Annotated in this window: 19 protein-coding genes; 8 read left to right on the forward strand and 11 right to left on the reverse strand. The window is 74.1% G+C overall.

Going from position 1 to position 18,704, the window contains the following annotated elements; translation table 11 throughout:
* Nucleotide 1: 1 nt before the first annotated feature.
* From ABZ887_RS02615 to ABZ887_RS02625, 3 genes are read right to left on the reverse strand one after another with little or no spacing between them, the layout of a single operon-like run.
* A complete protein-coding gene (locus ABZ887_RS02615; RefSeq protein WP_361282086.1) occupies nt 2–586 on the reverse strand; it encodes a hypothetical protein in 585 nt (194 codons plus the stop codon).
* Nucleotides 583–2,070 carry a HAMP domain-containing sensor histidine kinase gene (locus tag ABZ887_RS02620; protein WP_361282088.1) on the reverse strand — a complete coding sequence of 496 codons (1,488 nt, stop codon included), beginning with the start codon at nt 2,068–2,070 and terminating at the stop codon, nt 583–585. The genes ABZ887_RS02615 and ABZ887_RS02620 overlap by 4 nt, the downstream gene beginning before the upstream one ends.
* Complete coding sequence (locus tag ABZ887_RS02625) at nt 2,067–2,759, reverse strand: response regulator transcription factor (protein WP_361282090.1); 693 nt, start codon at nt 2,757–2,759, stop codon at nt 2,067–2,069. Before ABZ887_RS02625 ends, ABZ887_RS02620 begins: the two co-directional genes overlap by 4 nt.
* A gap of 241 nt (nt 2,760–3,000) precedes the next feature.
* Between ABZ887_RS02625 and ABZ887_RS02630 the strand changes: the two genes are divergently transcribed.
* Nucleotides 3,001–3,783, forward strand: a complete 783-nt coding sequence (locus ABZ887_RS02630) for a DUF3152 domain-containing protein (RefSeq protein ID WP_361282092.1) — start codon at nt 3,001–3,003, stop codon at nt 3,781–3,783.
* A gap of 71 nt (nt 3,784–3,854) precedes the next feature.
* Nucleotides 3,855–4,352, forward strand: coding sequence for a MarR family transcriptional regulator (locus ABZ887_RS02635; RefSeq protein WP_361282094.1), 498 nt, complete (start codon nt 3,855–3,857; stop codon nt 4,350–4,352).
* Between the two features lie 103 nt (nt 4,353–4,455).
* On the opposite strand, the gene ABZ887_RS02640 is transcribed toward ABZ887_RS02635, so the two are convergent.
* From ABZ887_RS02640 to ABZ887_RS02650, 3 genes are all read right to left on the reverse strand, one after another.
* The gene (locus ABZ887_RS02640) at nt 4,456–5,298 is read right to left on the reverse strand and encodes a sigma-70 family RNA polymerase sigma factor (RefSeq protein WP_361282096.1); all 843 of its coding nucleotides are present in this window, start codon (nt 5,296–5,298) and stop codon (nt 4,456–4,458) included.
* A gap of 281 nt (nt 5,299–5,579) precedes the next feature.
* The gene (locus tag ABZ887_RS02645) at nt 5,580–6,941 is read right to left on the reverse strand and encodes a carotenoid oxygenase family protein (protein ID WP_361282098.1); all 1,362 of its coding nucleotides are present in this window, start codon (nt 6,939–6,941) and stop codon (nt 5,580–5,582) included.
* 143 nt (nt 6,942–7,084) lie between these two features.
* Nucleotides 7,085–7,672 (reverse strand): hypothetical protein, encoded by a 588-nt coding sequence (locus tag ABZ887_RS02650; RefSeq protein ID WP_361282100.1) that lies wholly within the window; start codon nt 7,670–7,672, stop codon nt 7,085–7,087.
* Nucleotides 7,673–7,932: 260 nt separating this feature from the next.
* On the opposite strand from ABZ887_RS02650, the gene ABZ887_RS02655 reads away from it, so the two are divergent.
* Nucleotides 7,933–8,277 (forward strand): hypothetical protein, encoded by a 345-nt coding sequence (locus ABZ887_RS02655; RefSeq protein ID WP_361282102.1) that lies wholly within the window; start codon nt 7,933–7,935, stop codon nt 8,275–8,277.
* A 77-nt stretch (nt 8,278–8,354) separates the two neighbouring features.
* On the opposite strand, the gene ABZ887_RS02660 is transcribed toward ABZ887_RS02655, so the two are convergent.
* Complete coding sequence (locus ABZ887_RS02660; protein WP_361282104.1) at nt 8,355–8,744, reverse strand: cold shock domain-containing protein; 390 nt, start codon at nt 8,742–8,744, stop codon at nt 8,355–8,357.
* Between the two features lie 221 nt (nt 8,745–8,965).
* On the opposite strand from ABZ887_RS02660, the gene ABZ887_RS02665 reads away from it, so the two are divergent.
* Nucleotides 8,966–9,766, forward strand: coding sequence for an SAM-dependent methyltransferase (locus ABZ887_RS02665; RefSeq protein WP_361282106.1), 801 nt, complete (start codon nt 8,966–8,968; stop codon nt 9,764–9,766).
* A gap of 28 nt (nt 9,767–9,794) precedes the next feature.
* Here the strand turns inward: ABZ887_RS02665 and ABZ887_RS02670 are convergent, their stop codons facing one another.
* The 4 genes from ABZ887_RS02670 to ABZ887_RS02685 all read right to left on the reverse strand — a co-directional run bounded on the left by ABZ887_RS02670 (nt 9,795) and on the right by ABZ887_RS02685 (nt 13,370).
* Nucleotides 9,795–11,051 carry a hypothetical protein gene (locus tag ABZ887_RS02670; RefSeq protein WP_361282108.1) on the reverse strand — a complete coding sequence of 419 codons (1,257 nt, stop codon included), beginning with the start codon at nt 11,049–11,051 and terminating at the stop codon, nt 9,795–9,797.
* Nucleotides 11,048–12,199, reverse strand: a complete 1,152-nt coding sequence (locus tag ABZ887_RS02675) for a dolichyl-phosphate beta-glucosyltransferase (RefSeq protein ID WP_361282110.1) — start codon at nt 12,197–12,199, stop codon at nt 11,048–11,050. The genes ABZ887_RS02670 and ABZ887_RS02675 overlap by 4 nt, the downstream gene beginning before the upstream one ends.
* 96 nt (nt 12,200–12,295) lie before the next feature.
* Entirely contained in the window at nt 12,296–12,853 is a 558-nt protein-coding gene (locus ABZ887_RS02680; RefSeq protein WP_361282112.1) for a hypothetical protein, read from the reverse strand.
* A 10-nt stretch (nt 12,854–12,863) separates the two neighbouring features.
* The gene (locus ABZ887_RS02685) at nt 12,864–13,370 is read right to left on the reverse strand and encodes a SigE family RNA polymerase sigma factor (RefSeq protein WP_361282114.1); all 507 of its coding nucleotides are present in this window, start codon (nt 13,368–13,370) and stop codon (nt 12,864–12,866) included.
* A gap of 220 nt (nt 13,371–13,590) precedes the next feature.
* Here ABZ887_RS02685 and ABZ887_RS02690 point away from each other — a divergent pair, with 220 nt between their 5' ends.
* The 4 genes from ABZ887_RS02690 to ABZ887_RS02705 all read left to right on the forward strand — a co-directional run bounded on the left by ABZ887_RS02690 (nt 13,591) and on the right by ABZ887_RS02705 (nt 18,696).
* Complete coding sequence (locus tag ABZ887_RS02690; RefSeq protein ID WP_361282116.1) at nt 13,591–15,105, forward strand: hypothetical protein; 1,515 nt, start codon at nt 13,591–13,593, stop codon at nt 15,103–15,105.
* 41 nt (nt 15,106–15,146) lie between these two features.
* Nucleotides 15,147–16,364, forward strand: coding sequence for a MoxR family ATPase (locus tag ABZ887_RS02695; RefSeq protein ID WP_361282118.1), 1,218 nt, complete (start codon nt 15,147–15,149; stop codon nt 16,362–16,364).
* Complete coding sequence (locus tag ABZ887_RS02700) at nt 16,361–17,602, forward strand: VWA-like domain-containing protein (RefSeq protein ID WP_361282120.1); 1,242 nt, start codon at nt 16,361–16,363, stop codon at nt 17,600–17,602. The genes ABZ887_RS02695 and ABZ887_RS02700 overlap by 4 nt, the downstream gene beginning before the upstream one ends.
* 125 nt (nt 17,603–17,727) lie before the next feature.
* The gene (locus ABZ887_RS02705; protein ID WP_361282122.1) at nt 17,728–18,696 is read left to right on the forward strand and encodes a threo-3-hydroxy-L-aspartate ammonia-lyase; all 969 of its coding nucleotides are present in this window, start codon (nt 17,728–17,730) and stop codon (nt 18,694–18,696) included.
* Nucleotides 18,697–18,704: the final 8 nt, after the last annotated feature.

Below are 18,704 nucleotides of genomic sequence, written 5' to 3' on the forward strand. Positions count from 1 at the left end.
GTCAGACGCCGGGGCACCCGGTGGCGGCTCCCTCGATGCGCCGGCCGCCCGGGAGCGTGACCGTCACCGGCGCGGGTTCGGCATCGGGGTCGGCTGTGCGCTGCGCCGCGTCCGCCGTACAGGCGAGCTGTGCGGCCGCGAGGCCGGGATCGCTCAACTCGCCTGCAGTGGAGGACAGTTCGACGGAGATCCGGTCCTCGTGAGACGTCACCCGCACCAAGCCCGCCCCGCCGGGTGCCTCCGGTACGGCGATGGCGGCCCCGCCCGCCACCGGGACGGTCGGGACCGCCGACGGCATCCCCGTGGGCAGGGGCAGGCGTGTCGTCAGCCCCTTGCTCCGCTCCGCGTCGGTGGGGCCCAGGAGCAGTTGCCGCAGCGTCGACTCGACGTCGCCCGGCGCGTCGGTCTCGCGCCGGACGGCGAACAGGGCGCCGTCCCGCACGAAGTACAGCCCCGCCGTCGGCACGACGCCGCTGGCGGGACCGCCCGCCTGCACCACACCGGTGGTGGGTATGCCGCAAGAGGCCAGGACGCACACCGCCGCAGGCGCGAGGAGCGTGAGGCGGACCCGGCGCCAGAAGGTCACCACCGGTCCTCCCGGGGCGGTTCGCCGGCCGGGAGCGGGAGCCGTACGGTGAAGACGGCGCCGCCCCCGGGCCGGTTCGCGGCGTGGACCGTGCCCCCGTGCACCCGGACGTTCTCCGCGGTGATCGCGAGGCCCAGGCCGCTGCCCTCGGTGCGGGTGCGGGCGGCGTCCGACTTGTAGAACCGCTCGAAGACGTGCGGCAGCACGTCGTCCGGGATCCCGGGCCCGCTGTCCAGCACCTCGATCACCGCGAGCCGCTCCGCGCCGGGCGCCCCGCCGTCGTACAGGCGCAGGGCGACGGGCCGGGCGCCGTGCCGCAGCGCGTTGCCGACCAGGTTGGCCACGACGACGTCGAGGCGGCGCGGGTCGACGCGGCCGCGCAGGGTGCCGGGCGGCGGCAGCTCGCAGTCCACCAGGCCGGTCCAGGCGCGGGCGTCGAGGGTGCGCCGCAGGGACTCGGCGAGGTCGATCTCGTCCAGGTGCAGTACCGCGGCGCCCGCGTCGAAACGGGAGATCTCCATCAGGTCGTCCACCAGCCGGGCCAGCTTCACGGTCTCCTCGCTGATCAGACGGACGGCGGTGGCGGTGTCCGGGTCCAGGCGGGCGGCGTCCTCGTCGAGGACGTCGGTGACGGCGGCCATGGCGGCGAGCGGGGTGCGTAGTTCGTGCGACACGTCCGCGGCGAACCGGCGGGCCCGGGCCTCCATGCCGCGCAGTTCGGCCACCGACTTCTCCAGCGCGGCGGCCGTCTCGTTGAACGTGTGGGAGAGATCGGCGAGTTCGTCGGACCCGTCGACGGCGAGCCGGGTGTCAAGGCGCCCCTCGGCGATGCTGCGGGTGGCGTGGCGCAGGGCCCGGACCGGGCGCAGCACCCCGCGGGCGGCGAGCAGCGCCAGCAGCACGGCGAGCGTCAGCGCGGGCACCGCGGCGCGTTCGGCGGCGGTGACCAGGGCGTCGACGTAGGCGCGTTCGGTGGTCTGCGGCACCGTCAGGAAGACATGCATGCCGGAGGTGTAGACGCCCTTCGCGGGCGCCTCGGCGAAGGTGACCGACATGCCGACGACGAGTGCGGTGCGGTCGCCGACGGCCACCCGCTGGAAGACCGTCGCCATGCTGGAGCCGACGGCCTCGCGCACGGCCGGGGTCAGCTCCTCGAAGCGGTCGCCGACGGCGGAGGTGGCGCTCAGGCTGCCGTAGGTGGCCAGCACCCGCCAGGTGCCGGAGGGCTCGGAGCGGGCCACGTCCGCCGCGAACCGCGCCAGCGCGGCCCGGTCCGGCGGGAAGACGAGGTCCGGGGCGAGGCGGCCGACCTGCGTGCGCAGCTGCTGGATCACGGCGTCCTGGCTCTGCTGGAGCACGCCGGTACGGGCCTCACGGAAGGTCAGGGCGCCGGTGGTGGCCGCGGTGACGGCGGCGACCAGGGTGAAGGCGAGCACCAGGCGGATCCGCAGACCGCGCAGCTGCGGGAGGCGCGGGCGCCTCACCGGGCCGCGAACCGGTAGCCGAAGCCGCGCACGGTCTGGATGTGGCGCGGTTCGCGCGGCGGTTCGCCCATCTTGGCGCGCAGCCGCCGCACACAGGCGTCCACCAGCCGCGCGTCCCCGTGGTAGCTGTGCTCCCAGACCGCCTCCAGCAGTTGCTGCCGGCTGAACACCTGACCGGGCGACGCGGACAGGGTGAGCAGCAGCCGGAGTTCGGAGGGGGCGAGCGGGATCGGCACCCCGTCGCGGGCGACCGCGAGCCCGGCCCGGTCGACGGACAGGTCGCCGTAGGTGTCGATCTTCGGTATGCCGCCCTCGGCGGGCGGGCCGCCCGCCCGGCGCAGCACCGCGCGCAGACGGGCCTCCAGCACCCGCGCCTGCACGGGTTTCACCACGTAGTCGTCGGCGCCCGCCTCCAGGCCCACCACGATGTCCTCGTCGTCGCCGCGCGCGGTCGCCATGACGATCGGCAGGGTCTGGTCGAGGGCGCGGATCCGGCGGCACACGTCCAGTCCGGGCATCCCGGGCAGCATGAGGTCCAGCACCACGACGTCCGGCCGGAAGGACCGCACCCGTTCCAGCCCGTCCTCGCCGGTCGCGACGGCGGCGAGCTCGTGGCCCTGGCGGCGCAGGGCGAGGGCCACCCCCTCCCGCACGGCACGGTCGTCTTCGATCAGCAGAACGCGTGGCATGCGCTCAGTATCCGCATCGCATCCGCACAGCTGTGCGTTTGTTACGGGATGATCATATAAGCCTGCCGAACCATGTCCGTTATCTCTTCGTTATCACTTGCGCCAGGTCCGATCACATTCCGATCACAGCCTGACGGTCATGACCACGCGCACAGCACGTTCCTCCCGTGGCCGTCGCCGTAACGGTCCCTCCCATGCCGTCCCCCGCGGGCGGAAGGGGAGAGGGCCGGTCTGGGGAGCGGTGGCCGCGCTGGCGGTCCTGGGTGCCGCCGGCTTCGCGGCCCTCGACGGGAGTCCGTCCGGTACGGGGGCGGCTCACGCCGGTACCCGGGGCGGGCCAACCGAACGCGCCCGGTCCGGACTCCTCGGCGCCGCCGGCACGGCCCATGGCACCCGGTCCCCGTCGCCCGGACCGGCCACCACCTCCGCCTCCCCGCGCATCTCGCCCACGCCGGAGATCCCGGCCAAGGGGCCGGGCACGTTCGTCACCGCGACCGGCGGCAGCACCAGGGTCGGCTCCGGCACGCTCCTGCGCTACCGGGTCGACGTCGAGAACGGCATCGACCTGTCCGCGGCGGACGTCGCCCGGCAGGTCGAGCGGATCCTGGCCGACCGGCGCGGCTGGACCGCCGACGGCCGCTCGGCGTTCGAACGGGTGTCGAGCGGTCCGACCGACTTCGTCGTCCGGGTCGCGACGCCCGGGACGGTGGACAGGATCTGCGGGCAGTACGGGCTGGACACCGGCGGCGAGGTCAACTGCAACGTGGCCGACCAGGTCATGGTGAACCTCAGACGCTGGCTCCTCGCCACCCCCGTCTACGCCCGGCGCGTCAAGGACTACCGGGCGCTGATCATCAACCACGAGGTCGGCCACTTCCTCGGCCACGGCCATGTCGGCTGCCCGGGCGCGGGGCGGCCGGCGCCCGTGATGATGCAGCAGATCAAGGGCATGCACGGCTGCCTGCCCAACGTCTGGCCGTACGACGAGAAGGGGCGGTACCTCACCGGACCGGCCGTCTCCTGACCCGGCCGCCGGGACGGCGCGCGCCCCGCGTGCATGACGTGAAGGCTCAAGTGAGCTGGTACGCTCCCGGCGTGACCGCCCCCGACCAGACCCGACCGGACGACGAGCACGCCGGCCTGTGGCTCACGCCCGCCGAACTGGCCTCGTGGATGTCGGTGGTCCGTCTGATCACCCGGCTGCCCTGGGCCCTGGACGCCCAGCTGCAGCGGGACGCGGATCTGAGCATGGTCGAGTACATGGCCATGGCGATGCTGGCCGAGACACCCGACCGGACCCTGCGGATGAGTGTGCTGGCCGAGGAGACCAACTCGTCGCTGTCCCGGCTGTCGCACCTGGTGAAGCGGCTGGAGAAGCGCGGTTACGTCCGCCGCGAACCGGACCCGGCCGACGGGCGGTTCACCAACGCCGTCCTGCTGCCCGACGGCATGCGGAAACTGGAGTCCGCCGCGCCCGCCCATGTCGCCAACGTCCGTCACCTCGTCGTGGACAACCTCTCTCCCGAGCGCCTCCGCCGGCTCGGCCAGGACGCCGAACGCATCCTCGGACGGATCGACTCGCCGGTGCGCTGAGCGCATCACGACGACTTGAGCATTCAGGCGACCGCATGAGCGGTGCCTGCTGCTCGCCGCACGGCGCCGTGTCCGGCATCCGGCGTGTCCGGCATCCGACGGGTCACAGTGCCGGGAGCAGCTCCATCGCCCGGAGCGGCCGCGGATGGAACAGGCGCAGCCGGTGCACACGGCCGGCCTCGTCCAGGGTCATCAGCCAGGCCACGCTGGGCGGGCAGTGACCGGGGTCGTCGGACGGGTTGACGATGTCCATCTCCCAGACGGCCAGCGACCGCCCGGCGACGGCATGCGCGAGGCGCTGCCGCACCCCGGCGGCGATGTCGCCGTCCATGGCACGCACCAGCAGGTTCCCGCCCCCGACCCGGTCGCCTCCCCTGAACAGGGCGACCTCCGGGGACCAGCGTTGGGTGAGCAGCGCGCCGAAGTGCCCGCTCTCGGCGGCGGCGAGCGTCTCCCGGGCCTGCGTGCGGCTGTCCCGGGTGCGCCGCGCGGTGTCGCCGTGCGCGGCGTCCGCCGTACCGGCCAGGGCCGCCGCGAGCTTGGCCCGGCCCTGACTGAGCCGGCTGCGGACCGTGCCGACGGGGATCCCGCAGACGCCGGCTATCCCCTCGTACGAGGTGACGCTCGTGGTGAAGTGACGCAGCACCAGGGGCAGCCGCAGCGTCGGCGAGAGCTCGTCCAGCGCCGCCCAGATCCAGTCCCGCAGCGCGCTCTGTTCCAGCCACTGCTCCGGACCTGCCTCCGGGGACGGCAGATGCAGGCCCTCCTCCATGGGCCGGACGGGAACCGCGTCCCGCAGCAGGGAGCGCGCGGCGTTGCGCACGATCATCCGCAGCCACGCGCCCACCGCCCCCGGATCACGGACGTCGCCGATCCGCCGCAGCGCGGTCAGCGCCGCGTCCTGCAGGACGTCCTCGGCGTCCGGGCCCGGCCCCAGCAGGCTCAAGTGCCACCGCGCGCATACCCGCGCGGTGGCGTTCGAGCAGCAGCCCCAGGGCGACGACCTCGCCCGCCTGCGCGGCCCGGGTGAGCACCGCGTCCTCGACGCGCGCGGCCTCCGCGCCGGTCGCCGTCACCCGGCTCATGAGGCCGCACCGGCGAAGGAAGGGGCGGAGACGGATGCGGCTGCGGGACCGGGTGCCGAACCGGCATCGGCTGGTGTGTCCTTCCGGCGCCCGGACCGGAGCAACCGCATCGTCTCGGCCTCTCTGTTCTCGCGGGCTCCGGCTAGTCCTCGTCGCCGAGTTCCGGCAGCCAGCTGCCGTGGAAACCCGCGGGGACAGCGTAGGGGAGTTCCACCACCGCCTGCTCGGAAAGGTCCGTGGCGTCGAGGACGAGCAGTTCACCGGCCTTGCCGTCGTCGTCGGAGACGAGCGACAGCAGCCAGCCCTCGTCCTCGCTCCGGCCGGTCGCGGCCGGGACGAACACCGCCTCCCCCGCGTAGCGGGCGCCGGGCGTCGCGTGGACCCGGGTGGTCCCGCCCGTGAGGTCGTGCTTGGCTATGCCGTCGCCGGAGACCGTGTACAGGTAGCGGTTCTCGCGTCCGGTGAGGGTCTCGTTGTGGGTGGGGAACTCGGCGTCCCGGTCGTCCAGTTGAAGCTCGGTGGCCTTGCCGGTGGCCGGGTCCAGCGTCCAGCGGTACAGCACCGCGGGCGCCTGTACGAGGCCGGGCTCCGGCACGACGGCCACGCCGGTGGGCCCGCCGATGTCGCCCCAGGCGTGCTCGAACCTGTCGTGGTCGTAGCGCACCGCGTCGAGGACGATCCGCCCCTGCGCGTCCTCGTGGGCGTTGCCGACGTGGAAGACGTAGCAGGGGTCGACGTCGAACCAGCGCACCTCGGTGCTGCCCGGCGTGCGGGACATGATGCCGAGCCGGGCGCCGTAGCCGTCGTCCCACTGGTAGGGCATGCCGCCGTGGCCGGCGAGTTCGGGCCGCAAGACGACGGGCAGGTCCATCCAGACGACGTGGTGCTCGGTGATGGCGAAGTCGTGCATCATCGTCGGGCCCGGCACCTCGATCGGGCGGCTGTCGAGCAGCTCCCCTTCGGCGGTGACCCGGTGGTAGGTGAGGTAGGGCGGGGCGAACCCGGTGCCGAACAGGTGGAGTTCGCCGGTGACCGGATCCTCCTTGGGGTGCGCGGTCATCGCGGTGGTCAGTCTGCCGCCGAAGTCGTACGGCCCGACGGTCTCCAGCGCCGGGGTGACCCAGTAGGGGAAGCCGACCTCGCACAGCGCCAGCACGGTGTCCGCGTGCCGGATGACATGGGTGTTGCCGGGCGTCGCGGTCAGGTCGAAGGTGCCGTCCTCGCGGACGAACGGGTGGCCCTCCCGCTCCCGGGCGCGGATCCACCGGTTGCGGTACCACTCGGCGTTTCCGCCGCGCAGCCGGAGGCCGTGGAGCATGCCGGGGCCGGTGAACCAGTGGCCGTTGTCCTCGTCGGGCAGCGGGTTGGGGCCGTTGCGCAGGTAGCGGCCGTCCAGTTCGGTCGGGAGGGTGCCGCGCACGGTGAGGTTGAAGGCGGTGTGCTCCTCGGCGACCGGGGCGAAGCGGCCCTTGAGGTAGAGGGGAGCGGTGGTCTCTTCGGTCATGGTGCATTCCTTGTCCGGGCCGGCAGGGCGGTGCCGGCCCCGTGCGGATCAGGTCCGGGGCGTTCGGTCGATGGCCGGGCAGAGGCGCAGCCCGCCGCACGGCGTTCGGAGTCCCGGACGCCGTGCGGAGCCGAGGCGACAGGTCACTGGGGTGCGGACGACAGGCCCTGGGACTCCAGCAGCCGCCGCTGCACGCGCTCGGGGTAGACCTTCGTGAAGACGATCGGGGCGGCCAGGCCGATGACGTGGGCGGTGATGCCCACCCAGGACGGGGCGTCCACCGCGTTGCCGACGGCCAGGACGACGGCGATGAACGTGAACCCGGCGCCCCAGGAGCCGGTGATGTAGTTGTTGACCTGGAGGAACTCGGGCATGTCCCAGTACTCGCGCGGCGTCTGCCGCTTGGCGATGCCCAGCGTGAAGGGGTGGCGGATCGCCATGGAGCCCCACGCGGTGGCGGCCAGCCAGGCGAACGAGAGGGCGTCCGTGTGGTCCTTCAGCCCCGAGTCCGGGTTGCTGAGGGAGACGCCGCCGATCACCAGGAAGTACAGGATGGTGCTGGCCTCCAGGATCAGCGCGTCGAGGTCGACCCCCCGACGGCGGTCCTGGAGGAGCAGCACCAGCCCCGAGACGACACCGGCGACAGCGCCCCAGCGCCAGTCGACGACGCCGGACACGACGCCGGCGACGATCCAGGGGACGAAGCCGCGCAGATAAGCCATGAAACCCATTGAATGTTCCTTGCCGAATCGCAGAATCAAGTGGACGGCCCTGGAGGGGGGTTGCTCCGTAGCCGTTCGAGAACCGACGCGGACTAGATGCGGGACGGGCGCCAAAGTTCGACCGCGGGAGTGTGACCCTCGTCACGATGAGGTTTGGGTGATCGGACGGGCCCGCGGTCATGCTGACCGGCGTGATGCGTGCGGGGGCATGGCGGGACACCTGGCGTCGGCCGCGCCGACTTCTCGCCCAACTGCCGTACTTCTAGGCGGTGTTACTCGGATGTCTCGCCGTCGCCGAGTCCCTCGCCGAGTTCGCCACCGACGACGGCTCGGCCCCGCGGATGCTCGCGGACGCCGCCTCCCGCCCCGGCCGCGTGCAACTCGCCCTGTTCATAGGGCTGTTCTGCCCGGCAACGGCACTACCGCCGCTGCTCCTGCGCCCGCCCGCGGCCGGAATCACGGTCACCGCCGGTGTGCTGCGCGCGGACACCGGGTCGGAGACCCTCGGGCCCACCCTGCGAGCCGCGGCCGGCTCCGTGCGCCACCTGGCCCTGATCGGCCCGCTGGGCGGTCGCCGCCCTCACAGCGGGCGGCCGGCTGCTCCGCTCCCCTGACGCGTGAACGCGTGAACGCGACACGGGAAAGCGACTCGTGAACGCGAAGCGTGAACCGGCCGTCCGCCGCGGGCGGGTCAGCCCTCGATCCAGCCGTGGTTCTTCGCGAACTGGGCCAGCGCGCCCCGCACCCGCACGATCTCCTCCGCGGTGAGCGTGGGCGCCGACGCCAGCAGCGTCTCGGTGACCTCGCGGGTGAACTCCTCCGCGCTGAGCAGATCGCACAGCGAGTCGTCGTCCGGCCCGAGCGTGCGCACGTCGGCTCCCCGGGCGAGCCGGACACCGGACGCCTTCGGGCCGCGCTCGCCGGCCTCGATCTCGAACTCCACGGCCACGCCGGGGCGGACGTACGACTCCGACATCTGCATGTCGTTCACATGCAGGAAGACATCCTCTCCGCCACCGTCCGGAGCGATGAACCCGTATCCGCGCGAGCTGTCGAACCGCACCACACGACCACTGACCATGAGAAACCCCCAACCAAAACCAAACCGGGCCACCTGCCCGGACACCTGGGCCCGATGGTAGTCAAGTCCGGCCCGGTCGGTCGACAGCAGGGGCGACGGAGGGGGCGGAGAAGCCGGCGGGCGAGGGAACTCGGTGCGCCGACACCGAAGTTGATATGGAAAGCTGTCGCCAGCCGTCGGTGGGCCAAGGGGGGCCGGGACGGCCGTTGAGAGGAGCGCACGTGACGCAGGACGGCAACGGGTCCGTGGAGATCGACACCAGCAAGCCGCATCCGGCCCGGATCTACGACTACCTGCTGGGCGGCAAGGACAACTACGAGGTGGACCGCAAGGCAGGCGACCAGCTCGCCGCCGTCGCGCCCGAGGTGTGGATCTCCGTACGGGCCAACCGCGGCTTCCTGCAGCGCGCGGTCCGGCACGTCATCGACAGCGGCGTCCGTCAGATCCTCGACATCGGCACCGGGCTGCCCACCTCGCCGAACGTGCACGAGATAGCCCAGGGTCTGGCACCGGACGTCCGCGTCGCCTACGTCGACAACGACCCGATCGTGAAGGCCCACGGCGACGCGCTGCTCAGCCGGGCCGGCACCACCAGCATCGTCCTCGCCGACCTGCGCGACCCGCGGTCCGTCATCGACCACCCCGAGGTGCGCCGGATCATCGACTTCGGACAGCCGGTCGCCCTGTTCCTGGTCGCCATCCTCCACTTCGTCCGCGACGAGGAGGAGCCCGAGCGGATCGTGGCCACCCTGCGCGACGCGCTCCCGGCCGGCAGCTTCCTGGTCCTCTCGCACGCCACCGACGACTTCGCCGACGACCGCAGCGAGGCCCAGGCCGTCTACAACAACGCGACCGCCTCCATGAACCTGCGCCCCCTGGCCCGGGTCGAGCAGTTCTTCGACGGATTCGAGCTGGTCGAACCCGGCGTGACCCAGGTCCCGTTCTGGCGCCCGGACACCACCCCGCCGGCCGGCTCCGAGGAGATCGGCTTCTACGGCGGAGTGGCCGTCAAGAAGGCCTGAGCCGTGGTCCGACGGGACCGGGCCGTCGTCAGGGCACTCCGAGCTCGAACAGGGCGTAGCCCGCGTACGAGCCGGAGGCCAGTGCCGCGATGCCCAGCAGAACACACAGGCAGGGCAGGCTGATCCGGCGCAGCGCGACCGCCAGCGGGACGAACAGCGGGAAGGCGGGCAGCAGATAGCGCGAGACGTTCGCGAAGTACTGCTGGCTGCCCAGCACCAGGGCGAGGGTGAGCACCGTGTGCACGACCAGTACCGCCGGCGGCCGCAGCCGGAACAACAGCGGCAGCAGCGCCAGGTCCAGCAGGACCACCCCGACCCCGATGACGTCCGCGAAGGGAAGCGCGAAGAGATACCCGAAGTGGCCGACGGGGACGGACGTCAGGACGTCCAGGGTCTGCCTGCCGTAGTCGAACTCGTGCCCCCACGCGCCCGACTGGAGCGCGAAGTAGCCGCCGTAGTCGCCCATGCGGTGGCCCACCCAGCCCAGGTAGCCGAGCAGACCCAGCGGGGCCACGAGCATCGCGGTCAGCGGACGGGCGACGCCGTCGGTGCGGCGGCGCAGCGCGAGGAGCGCGGCCACGGCGAGCGCGGCGACCAGGGCGGCGGCGGTGGGCCGGTTCAGGCCGGCCGCGAAGGTCAGCACCCCCGCCGTCAGCCAGCGGCGGGTCAGCACGGCGTACAGGGCCCAGGCGGCCAGGGCCACGTACAGCGAGTCCGAGTAGACCGCCCACTCCACGCCGGAGCCGGGCCACACGGCCCACAGCCCGGCCGCCGCCAGGCCCGCCCGCGGGCCGCCGACCCACGCGGCGACGGCGGCGATCCCGAGCGCCGCCGCGAACGACGCCACGACCGACACCAGCAGCCCGGCCCCGAACGGACCGAGACCGGTGACCTCCATGACCACCCGCATCAGCGCCGGGTAGAGCGGGAAGAACGCGGCCGAGTTGCCCTGGAGGGTGATCAGGCCGGTGGCGCCGGGGACCGGGACCAGTGCCGGGTGGTAGCCGTGCAGGGCGATCTGCTGGTACCACCAGCCGTCCCAGGTGCCCAGCACGTCCCAGGTGTGCGCACCGCCCCCGAACCGCGGATGCTTCCTGCGGAAGTCCCCGGCCGAGTCCAGCAGATACATGAAGGAGCCGAAGCCGACGAGCTTCAGCACGCCGAACAGCGCGAGGACCGGGCCATGGCGGCGGACCGTGTCGCGCAGGCGCCGGCCGAGCTCCGGTGCGGCGATTCCGGAGACGGCGGGGCGGGGTGGCGCGGTGCTCTTCAGGGGCGTGGTCATGAGGCCGCGGACCCCGTCCGGCGACTCCACCCGCGCAAGGCCGACCGCGCGACGACGAGGGACACGTGGGCGGCGGCGAGCGCGGCCAGTTCCGCGCGGAGTCCGGCGGCGGGGACCGTGTGCCGCAGGACGGCGAGCGCACCGGCGGTCAGCGCCAGACGGGCGGCCAAGGCGGGCAGGGCGGGCGGGGCGTCCGGGGCGGGCCACGGGAGGCGGCCGCGGACCGGCACGGCGAGCGTCCAGCAGGCCAGGAGGGACAGCGCGCTGGCCACCTGCCCGGCGGCGGCCGGGCGCAGCGCCGCGTACAGGAGCAGATGGGCGAGAGCCAGGACGGCCGCGGGGACGGCGTACGGCCGTGGTGGCCGCCCCGGCGGCAGCGCGCCCCGGGCCGGTGACAGCGCGACCCGCGCGACGCCGCGCAGGTCGGCGAGCGCCGTGGACAGCAGCGCGACCCGGCTGTCGGGGTCGTCCACCCAGTCGACCGGCACCTCGTGGATCCGCAGCCCGGCCCGCTCCGCGAGCACCAGCAGCTCGGTGTCGAAGAACCACGCGGAGTCCCGCACCAGCGGCAGCAGCCGTGCGGCGGCGTCCCGTCGTACGGCCTTGAACCCGCACTGCGCGTCCGAGAACCCCACCGACAGCGTGCAGCGCAGCAGGATGTTGTAACAGCGGGAGATGGCCTCCCGCTTCGGGCCGCGCACCACCCGGGCGCCGGGTGCCAGCCGGGTGCCGATGGCCAGGTCGGAGTGGCCCGAGAGCAGCGGGGCGACGAGCGGCAGCAGCGCCGCGAGCCCGGTCGACAGGTCCACGTCGAGATAGCCGACCACGGGCGCCGACGACGCCGACCAGACGGCCCGCAGCGCCCGGCCGCGGCCCTTCTCGGCCAGCCGTATCCACTCCACCTCGGGCAGCTCGGCGGCGAGCCGGGCCGCGATGAGGGGGGTGGCGTCGGTGCTGGCGTTGTCGGCGACGATGATCCGGAAGGGGTACGGGAACGTCTCCCGCAGGTAGGCGTGGAGCCGCCGCACGCTCGGCTCCAGGTCCGTCTCCTCGTTGAACACCGGTACGGCCAGGTCGAGTACCGGCTCCTCGTGGTGCGGCGGAGCGGGCGGCGCGGGGACCGGGAGCGCGACCCGAGGATGATTCATTACGTTTTTTCGCATTCGTTCTCGCTCTCGGGGCGTGCCGAAGGCACCCCCGGTGGTGGGGTGGGTGAGGGGAGGGCGCGGCCTGCGGGCCGCCTGTTATCCGGCCGAGCCGGCCGCGGCCGAGGAGCCGTTCGACGGGTCGGGACTCTCGGTCGCGGGTGCCGACGGCGGTGACGTGGTGGCGGTCGAACTCCCGGACGAGCCCTCCGTCGCGCCCTGGGTCGTGCCCGCGTCCGGGGTGGACGACGCCGTCGCGGTCGAGGTCGGCGTGGACGAGGCGGTATGCCCGTTCGTGGAGGACGGGGTGTCCTGGGGCGCGGTGGTGTCCGTGGGTGGCGGGGCCGAGGTCGTGGCGCCGGAGGGCGGCGCGCTGGGGGAGGGGCCCGGCGTCGGGGCCGTACGGTCGGTGGGGCTGGTCGCGGGCCAGGGGTGCGGTGCGCTCGGCTCGTCACGGACACCGGTGTGGGGCCACAGGAACAGGCCGAGGCCGAGCCCCGCGGCCGCGAGGACACCGCCGGCCGCCCGCCGGGCCGCCCGGACCCGCCGCCGCGCCTGCACACCGGCCCGCAGTCGCGCCCGGTGCCGGGGCTCGAACGCCGCCGGTTCCCGGTCGCCGTGCATCAACTGTGTCAACTGCCGCTCGAAGTGATCCATGGCCTCTCCCTCACCCCACCGGCTCGATGGCGTCCGCCAGCAGCTCCCGCAGCCGGGCCACCCCGCGCGCCGCGTGCGACCGGGCGGTGCCCACCGGGCACCCCAGCACCTCCGCGACCTGCCGGTCGGGCAGGTCCTGGTAGTAGCGCAGGACGACCGCGGCCCGCTGACGCGGGGTCAGCAGCGCGAGCGCGGTCTCCAGCCGGGAACGCTCGGCGACGATCGCCGACACGTCGCCGGCCGCCGCCACCTCGGGCAGCTCCTCGACGGGGCGCTCGCCCCACCACCGGCGCCGCGCCGAACGGGCCGCCGCGCGCGCCAGGACCTTGCGGACGTACGCCTCCGGCGCCTCGTCGGCGATCTTCGGCCAGACGAACCACAACCGGACCAAGGACTCCTGCAAAAGATCCTCGGCCCGATGCCGATCGCCACCGGTGAGCAGACGGGCCAGATGGAACAACCCCGACCAGCGGGCCGCCACGAACTCGTCGTACTCACCGGCCCGAGCCTGCTCCATTCCCACGGTCCCCGCTCTCCCCGGCTGCCTACACCTGGGAAAAGGCCCTGGGGGCGGCAGAACGCTGCACCCGGGCGGGGTGATCCGCGTCACGTGCGGGCCTCGTGCGGGCCCGTGCGTAATTGCCTGGCGGACCTCGGTGACGGCGCCGTATGCTCCCCGCGATGACCACTCATTCTGCTGTCAGATCGGGGGTCCCGTCCGCTTCAGGTGAGTGCTGATGGCCACTCACTTCGCGACCGGGGACACCCACCTCTCCCTGTGGCGGCGCGTGCGCGAGTTCGCCGTGCCGCCCGCCATGATCGAGACCGCGACCGCCCGCCGGAACACCGGCGACTGGGCGGGGGCGTGCGCCGCCGCCGGTTTCGACCTCGACCTCGATCTGCGCGCACTGGCCCGGGCCCGCGGCCGGGACGTCCGGGATCGGATCCGTGCCGACCTGCGGCGGCTGGCGCCCGACCTGCTGCGCTGGCATCTGCCCAGGATCGCGCCCGACGGCTTGCTGCGGCCGGGGCTGACCATGCCGCTCGCTCGGTACGACGCCGGGGAAGGCTCCCTGTGCCTCGTGGTCCGGACACCGCCCGCCTGGGCGGACGGCGGGCAGCGGATCAGCCTCGCGGTGTGGGACGGCACGCTGGGCGAGCCCGGCGCCCCGTGGCATCCGCATCCGCGCCCCAGCCGCCGGTTCCGCTTCGACCTGCACCGCCATCTGTGGGACGCGGGCGCCGCCGGCGAACTGCGGACCCGCTCGGGCGCCGACCGATCCGTGGGCGGCGCATGGCGTGCGGTCGGCGATGAGCGTGCGATCAGTGACGGGCCTGCTGGTTGCGACGGGTCTGCGGACGGCGACGGGCCTGCGGGTGGCGAATGGCTCGCGTACGCCCACGGGTTCACGTTCGCCGAGCAACTCCCCGGCCACGAAGGGCCCTTGTGCGCCACGGAACGGTGGGCGGACGAGGCGCGGATCGTACTGGGCGCCGAGGGGCGGGACAGCGGGACCGTCGTCGTACGCCTGGGCCGTCGGCAGCGGCTCGCGCTGCACCTAGCGGCCGACGGGACCGTGACCGCAGGCCGGGACACCACCGGCCGGGGTACCGGAGGGCGGGGTACCGCAAGCTGGGAATTCGGCCCCGGTGCCCCGCTGGTCCTGCCCGACGCGGCGACCTGGACGCTCCCCGATCTGGAGCTGCTGCGCGCCGGGTTGGTCGATGCCGGGCGGCTGCACCCGCTGGTCGTCGGCGCCCTCGTCCCCGGGCACGCACCGGCCGCCCGGGACCCGTACCCCGACCCGGCCCGGCAGGCACGCCTCGTGGAGTGCCGGGGCGTCCGGCACCGGATCGGCATGGTCGACGGGGTGCTGTCCCCGCTGGACCACTCCCCGGACGAACTGCGGCGCGAGGAACTGCTGGTGGCGTTCGGCGGCCCGCCGCTGCCCTGTCTGCGGGTCATCGACGAGGCGCACCGCCGTCCCGACTGCCTCACCGGCGTCCGCGAACGCCTCGACCACGGGGACATCGCCGGCGCGCTCGCCGTCGTCGAGGGACTGCTGGGGCCCGAAGCGGTCCTGCGCGACGGCCCGTTGAAGGACGAACTGGAGGCGGCCGCGCGACGCCGGATCGCCTACGGCCTCTACCGGGCGGGCCTCACCGGATCCCGCACCGGCCCCGTCCGCACCCGGCGCCGCCGGTCCGTCCGTGACCCGCGCCTCGGCCCGCGCCTTTCCGGCCGACGCTGACACCCGTCCACTTCTCTCCTCACACCCCCAGGTGATCTCTCATGCCTCTGCACGTCTCTGACCAACTCGCCGTCGCCGACACCCTGTCGGGTCTGCTCGGCGACTCCGCCACCGAACCCCGGACCGACATCCAGCTGGAGGCGCTCACCCTCGCCGTCGCCGCCGACCTGCCCGTCCTCCTGTGGGGCGAGCCCGGCATCGGCAAGACCGCCGCCCTGAACCGGCTGGCCGAGGCGCTCGACCTGCCGCTGACCACGGTGATCGCCAGCGTGCACGAGCCGTCCGACTTCTCCGGCCTGCCCGTCGTGGGCGACGACCCGGCCGTCCAGGGCGTCCCGATGGCCCCGCCGGACTGGGCGGTGCGGCTCGTGCGGGCCGGCCGGGGCCTGCTGTTCCTCGACGAACTGTCCACCGCGCCCCCGGCCGTCCAGGCCGCCCTGCTCCGGCTGGTCCTGGAACGCCGCGTGGGCGCCCTCCGGCTCCCGCCCGGCGTACGGATCGTGGCCGCGGCCAACCCGCGTTCCTCGGCGGCCGACGGCTGGGAGCTGAGCCCGCCGCTGGCCAACCGGTTCGTGCATCTGCAGTGGGCCCACGACCACGAGGTCGTCGTCCGCGGCCTCGGCGGCACCTGGCCCCGGGCGACCCTGCCCCGGCTCGACCCCGACCGGCTGCCCGCCGCCGTGGACTTCGCGCGCCGCGCGGTGTGCGGCCTGCTCGCCACCCGGCCCACCCTCGTCCACCGGCTGCCGAGCGGCGAGATGCGGCGGGGCGGCGCCTGGCCGTCGCCCCGCAGCTGGGACATGACGCTGCGCCTGGTCGCCTTCGCGCACGCCGCCGGCTCCTCCCGGGACGTGCTCTCCCTGTTGGTGAGGGGCACGGTCGGGGACGGGCCGGGGCTCGAACTGCTGGCGAGCGTCGACCTGATGGAGCTCCCCGACCCCGAGACGCTGCTCGCCGACCCGGACGCGGCCGACCTGCCCGAGCGCGGCGACCTGCGCCAGGCCGTGCTGGACGGCGTGGTCGCGGCGGTCCGCGAACGGCCGGACCGGGCCCGTTGGGACGCGGCCTGGGCCCTGCTGGTGCGCGCGCTGGACACCGGGGCGCCCGACCTGGTGGTGGTCCCCGCCACCACCCTGGCCGCGCTGCGCCGGGACGACTGGGACGTCCCGGCGGCGATCGAACGCCTCGCCGGAGCGGTGTCCGTGTCCCGGCGTGCCGACCGGGCGGCCGAACGCGTCGCCGCGAAGGTGGGCCGATGACGGCCGAACCGGCCGGGGCGCTGGACCTGGACAAGCTCTACGCCGCCCGGCTGCAGGCCGCCCGGGCCCGGCCCTACCTCGCGACGGCCCTGTTCGCTCTGCACGTCGTGGAGTCCCGGCAGGTGCCGACGATGGGCGTCGACAAGCACTGGCGGTGCTATGTCTCGCCCGCGTTCGTGGACCGGATGCCGGAGGAGGAGCTCGCCGGGGTGTGGGTGCACGAGGTCTCCCATCTGCTGCGCGAGCACCACGCGCGCAGCGACCGGGTCGCCCGGGAACGCGGCCTGACCGGGGCCGGCGAGCGGCTGCGCATGAACATCGCGGCGGACCTGGAGATCAACGACGACGCGTACGGCAACGGGCTGGCGCAGCCCCGGGGCGCCGTACGGCCGTACATGCTGCGGCTGGACGAAGGCCAGTTGATGGAGGACTACCTGCGCCAGTTCCGGCTCGGGCCGCAGACCCGGGACCTCGCCTGGCTGGACTGCGGCAGCGGTGCCGACGGCCGGGACCGGGAGTGGGACCTGGGGGCGGACGGCGCGCACGGCCTCAGCGAGCAGGAGCGGGACGGGGTCCGGTTCCGGGTGGCGCAGGCCATCAGCGGCCGGCCGGGCAACGCCCCGCAGGGCTGGCGGCGCTGGGCGGAGGAGGCCTTCCACCGGCCGCAGCCCTGGCGGGAGTTGCTGGGAGCCGCGGTCCGCTCGGCCGCCTCGGCCGCGGGCGCCGGCGACGACTACAGCTACGGCCGCCCCTCGCGCCGGTCGGCCGGCCTGCCCGGCGTGATCCTCCCGAGCCTGCGCCGCCGCCCGCCCCGGGTCTCGGTCGTCATCGACACCTCCGGCTCGGTCAGCGACGCCGAACTGGGCAGCGCCCTCCTGGAGGTGGCCGCGATCGCCCGCGCCGTCGGCGGCCGCCGGGACCTGGTCTCCGTGCTGTCCTGCGACGCGGCCGCCCGGACCGTGCAGCCGCTGTGCCGTGCGGAGGGCATCGCGCTCGTCGGCGGCGGCGGTACGGACCTGCGCGCGGGCTTCGCCAGGGCCCTGCGGGCGCGGCCGGCCCCGGACGTGGTGGTGGCCCTCACCGACGGGCAGACGCCCTGGCCGGAGGCGCAGCCGGCCTGCCGTACGGTGGTGGGTCTCTTCCCCCGGCAGTACAGCGACACGTCGTGGCAGGAGGACGACCCCGACTACGTACCGGACGCACCGCCCGCCTGGGCACGGGTCGTGGAGATCGGCTAGCGCGGCCGGCCCGCTCCGGGCAGACGGCCGGCCGGTGCGGGGCGCTGGAGGGCGTGGACCGGACGATAATTTGATGTGGTCGACACCCATCCGGCGCCCCGCGGCGCCCAGAACGGAGGACGAACATGCCCGACACCCCGCCCGTGACCCTCCAGGACGTGCACGACGCGGCGGCGCGGATCAAGGGAGTGGCCCACCGCACCCCCGTGCTGCGCTCGCGCACCCTGGACGAGCTGGTCGGTGCCGAGGTCTTCCTGAAGTGCGAGAACCTCCAGCGCATCGGCGCGTTCAAGTTCCGGGGCGCCTACAACGCCGCGTCCCGGCTGTCCGCCGAGCAGCTCGCCAAGGGCATCGCCGCCTACTCCTCCGGCAACCACGCCCAGGCCGTCGCCCTCGCCGCCCGCGAACTCGGCACCACCGCCGTCATCGTGATGCCCGAGGACACCCCGCGCGCCAAGCTGGAGGCGACGGCCGGATACGGCGCGGAGATCGTGACGTACGACCGCTACACCGGCGACCGGGTCGCCATCGGCGAGGCCCTGGCCGCAGAACGCGGGCTCGCGCTCATCCCGCCCTACGAGCACCCGCACGTCATCGCAGGGCAGGGCACGGCCGCGCTCGAACTCATCGAGGAGGTCGGTGAGTTGGACGCCCTGGTGGTGCCCGTCGGGGGCGGCGGGCTGATCGCGGGCAGCGCCACCGCCGCCAAGGGACTGCTGCCCGGGATCCGGGTCGTCGGGGTCGAGCCGGAGGCCGGCGACGACACCCGGCGGTCCCTGGCGGCCGGGCACCGGGTGTCGATCCCGGTGCCCCGCACCATCGCCGACGGCCAGGCCGCGGACATCCCCGGCGAGCTGACCTTCTCCCTCAACCAGCGTCTGGTGGACGACATCTCGCTGGTCTCCGACGACCAGATCCGCGACGCGATGCGGTTCGCGTTCGAGCGGCTGAAGACCGTTCTGGAGCCGAGCGGTGCCAGCGGCCTGGCCGCACTGCTCGCCCACCGGGTGACGCCGCTGCCGCGCCGGATCGGGGTCGTGCTGTCCGGCGGCAACGTGGGGGCGGAGCGGTTCGCGGAGATCGTCGTCGGCTGAGCGCGAAC

Source organism: Streptomyces sp. NPDC047061, assembly GCF_040643955.1.
In the GTDB taxonomy this organism is placed as follows: domain Bacteria; phylum Actinomycetota; class Actinomycetes; order Streptomycetales; family Streptomycetaceae; genus Streptomyces.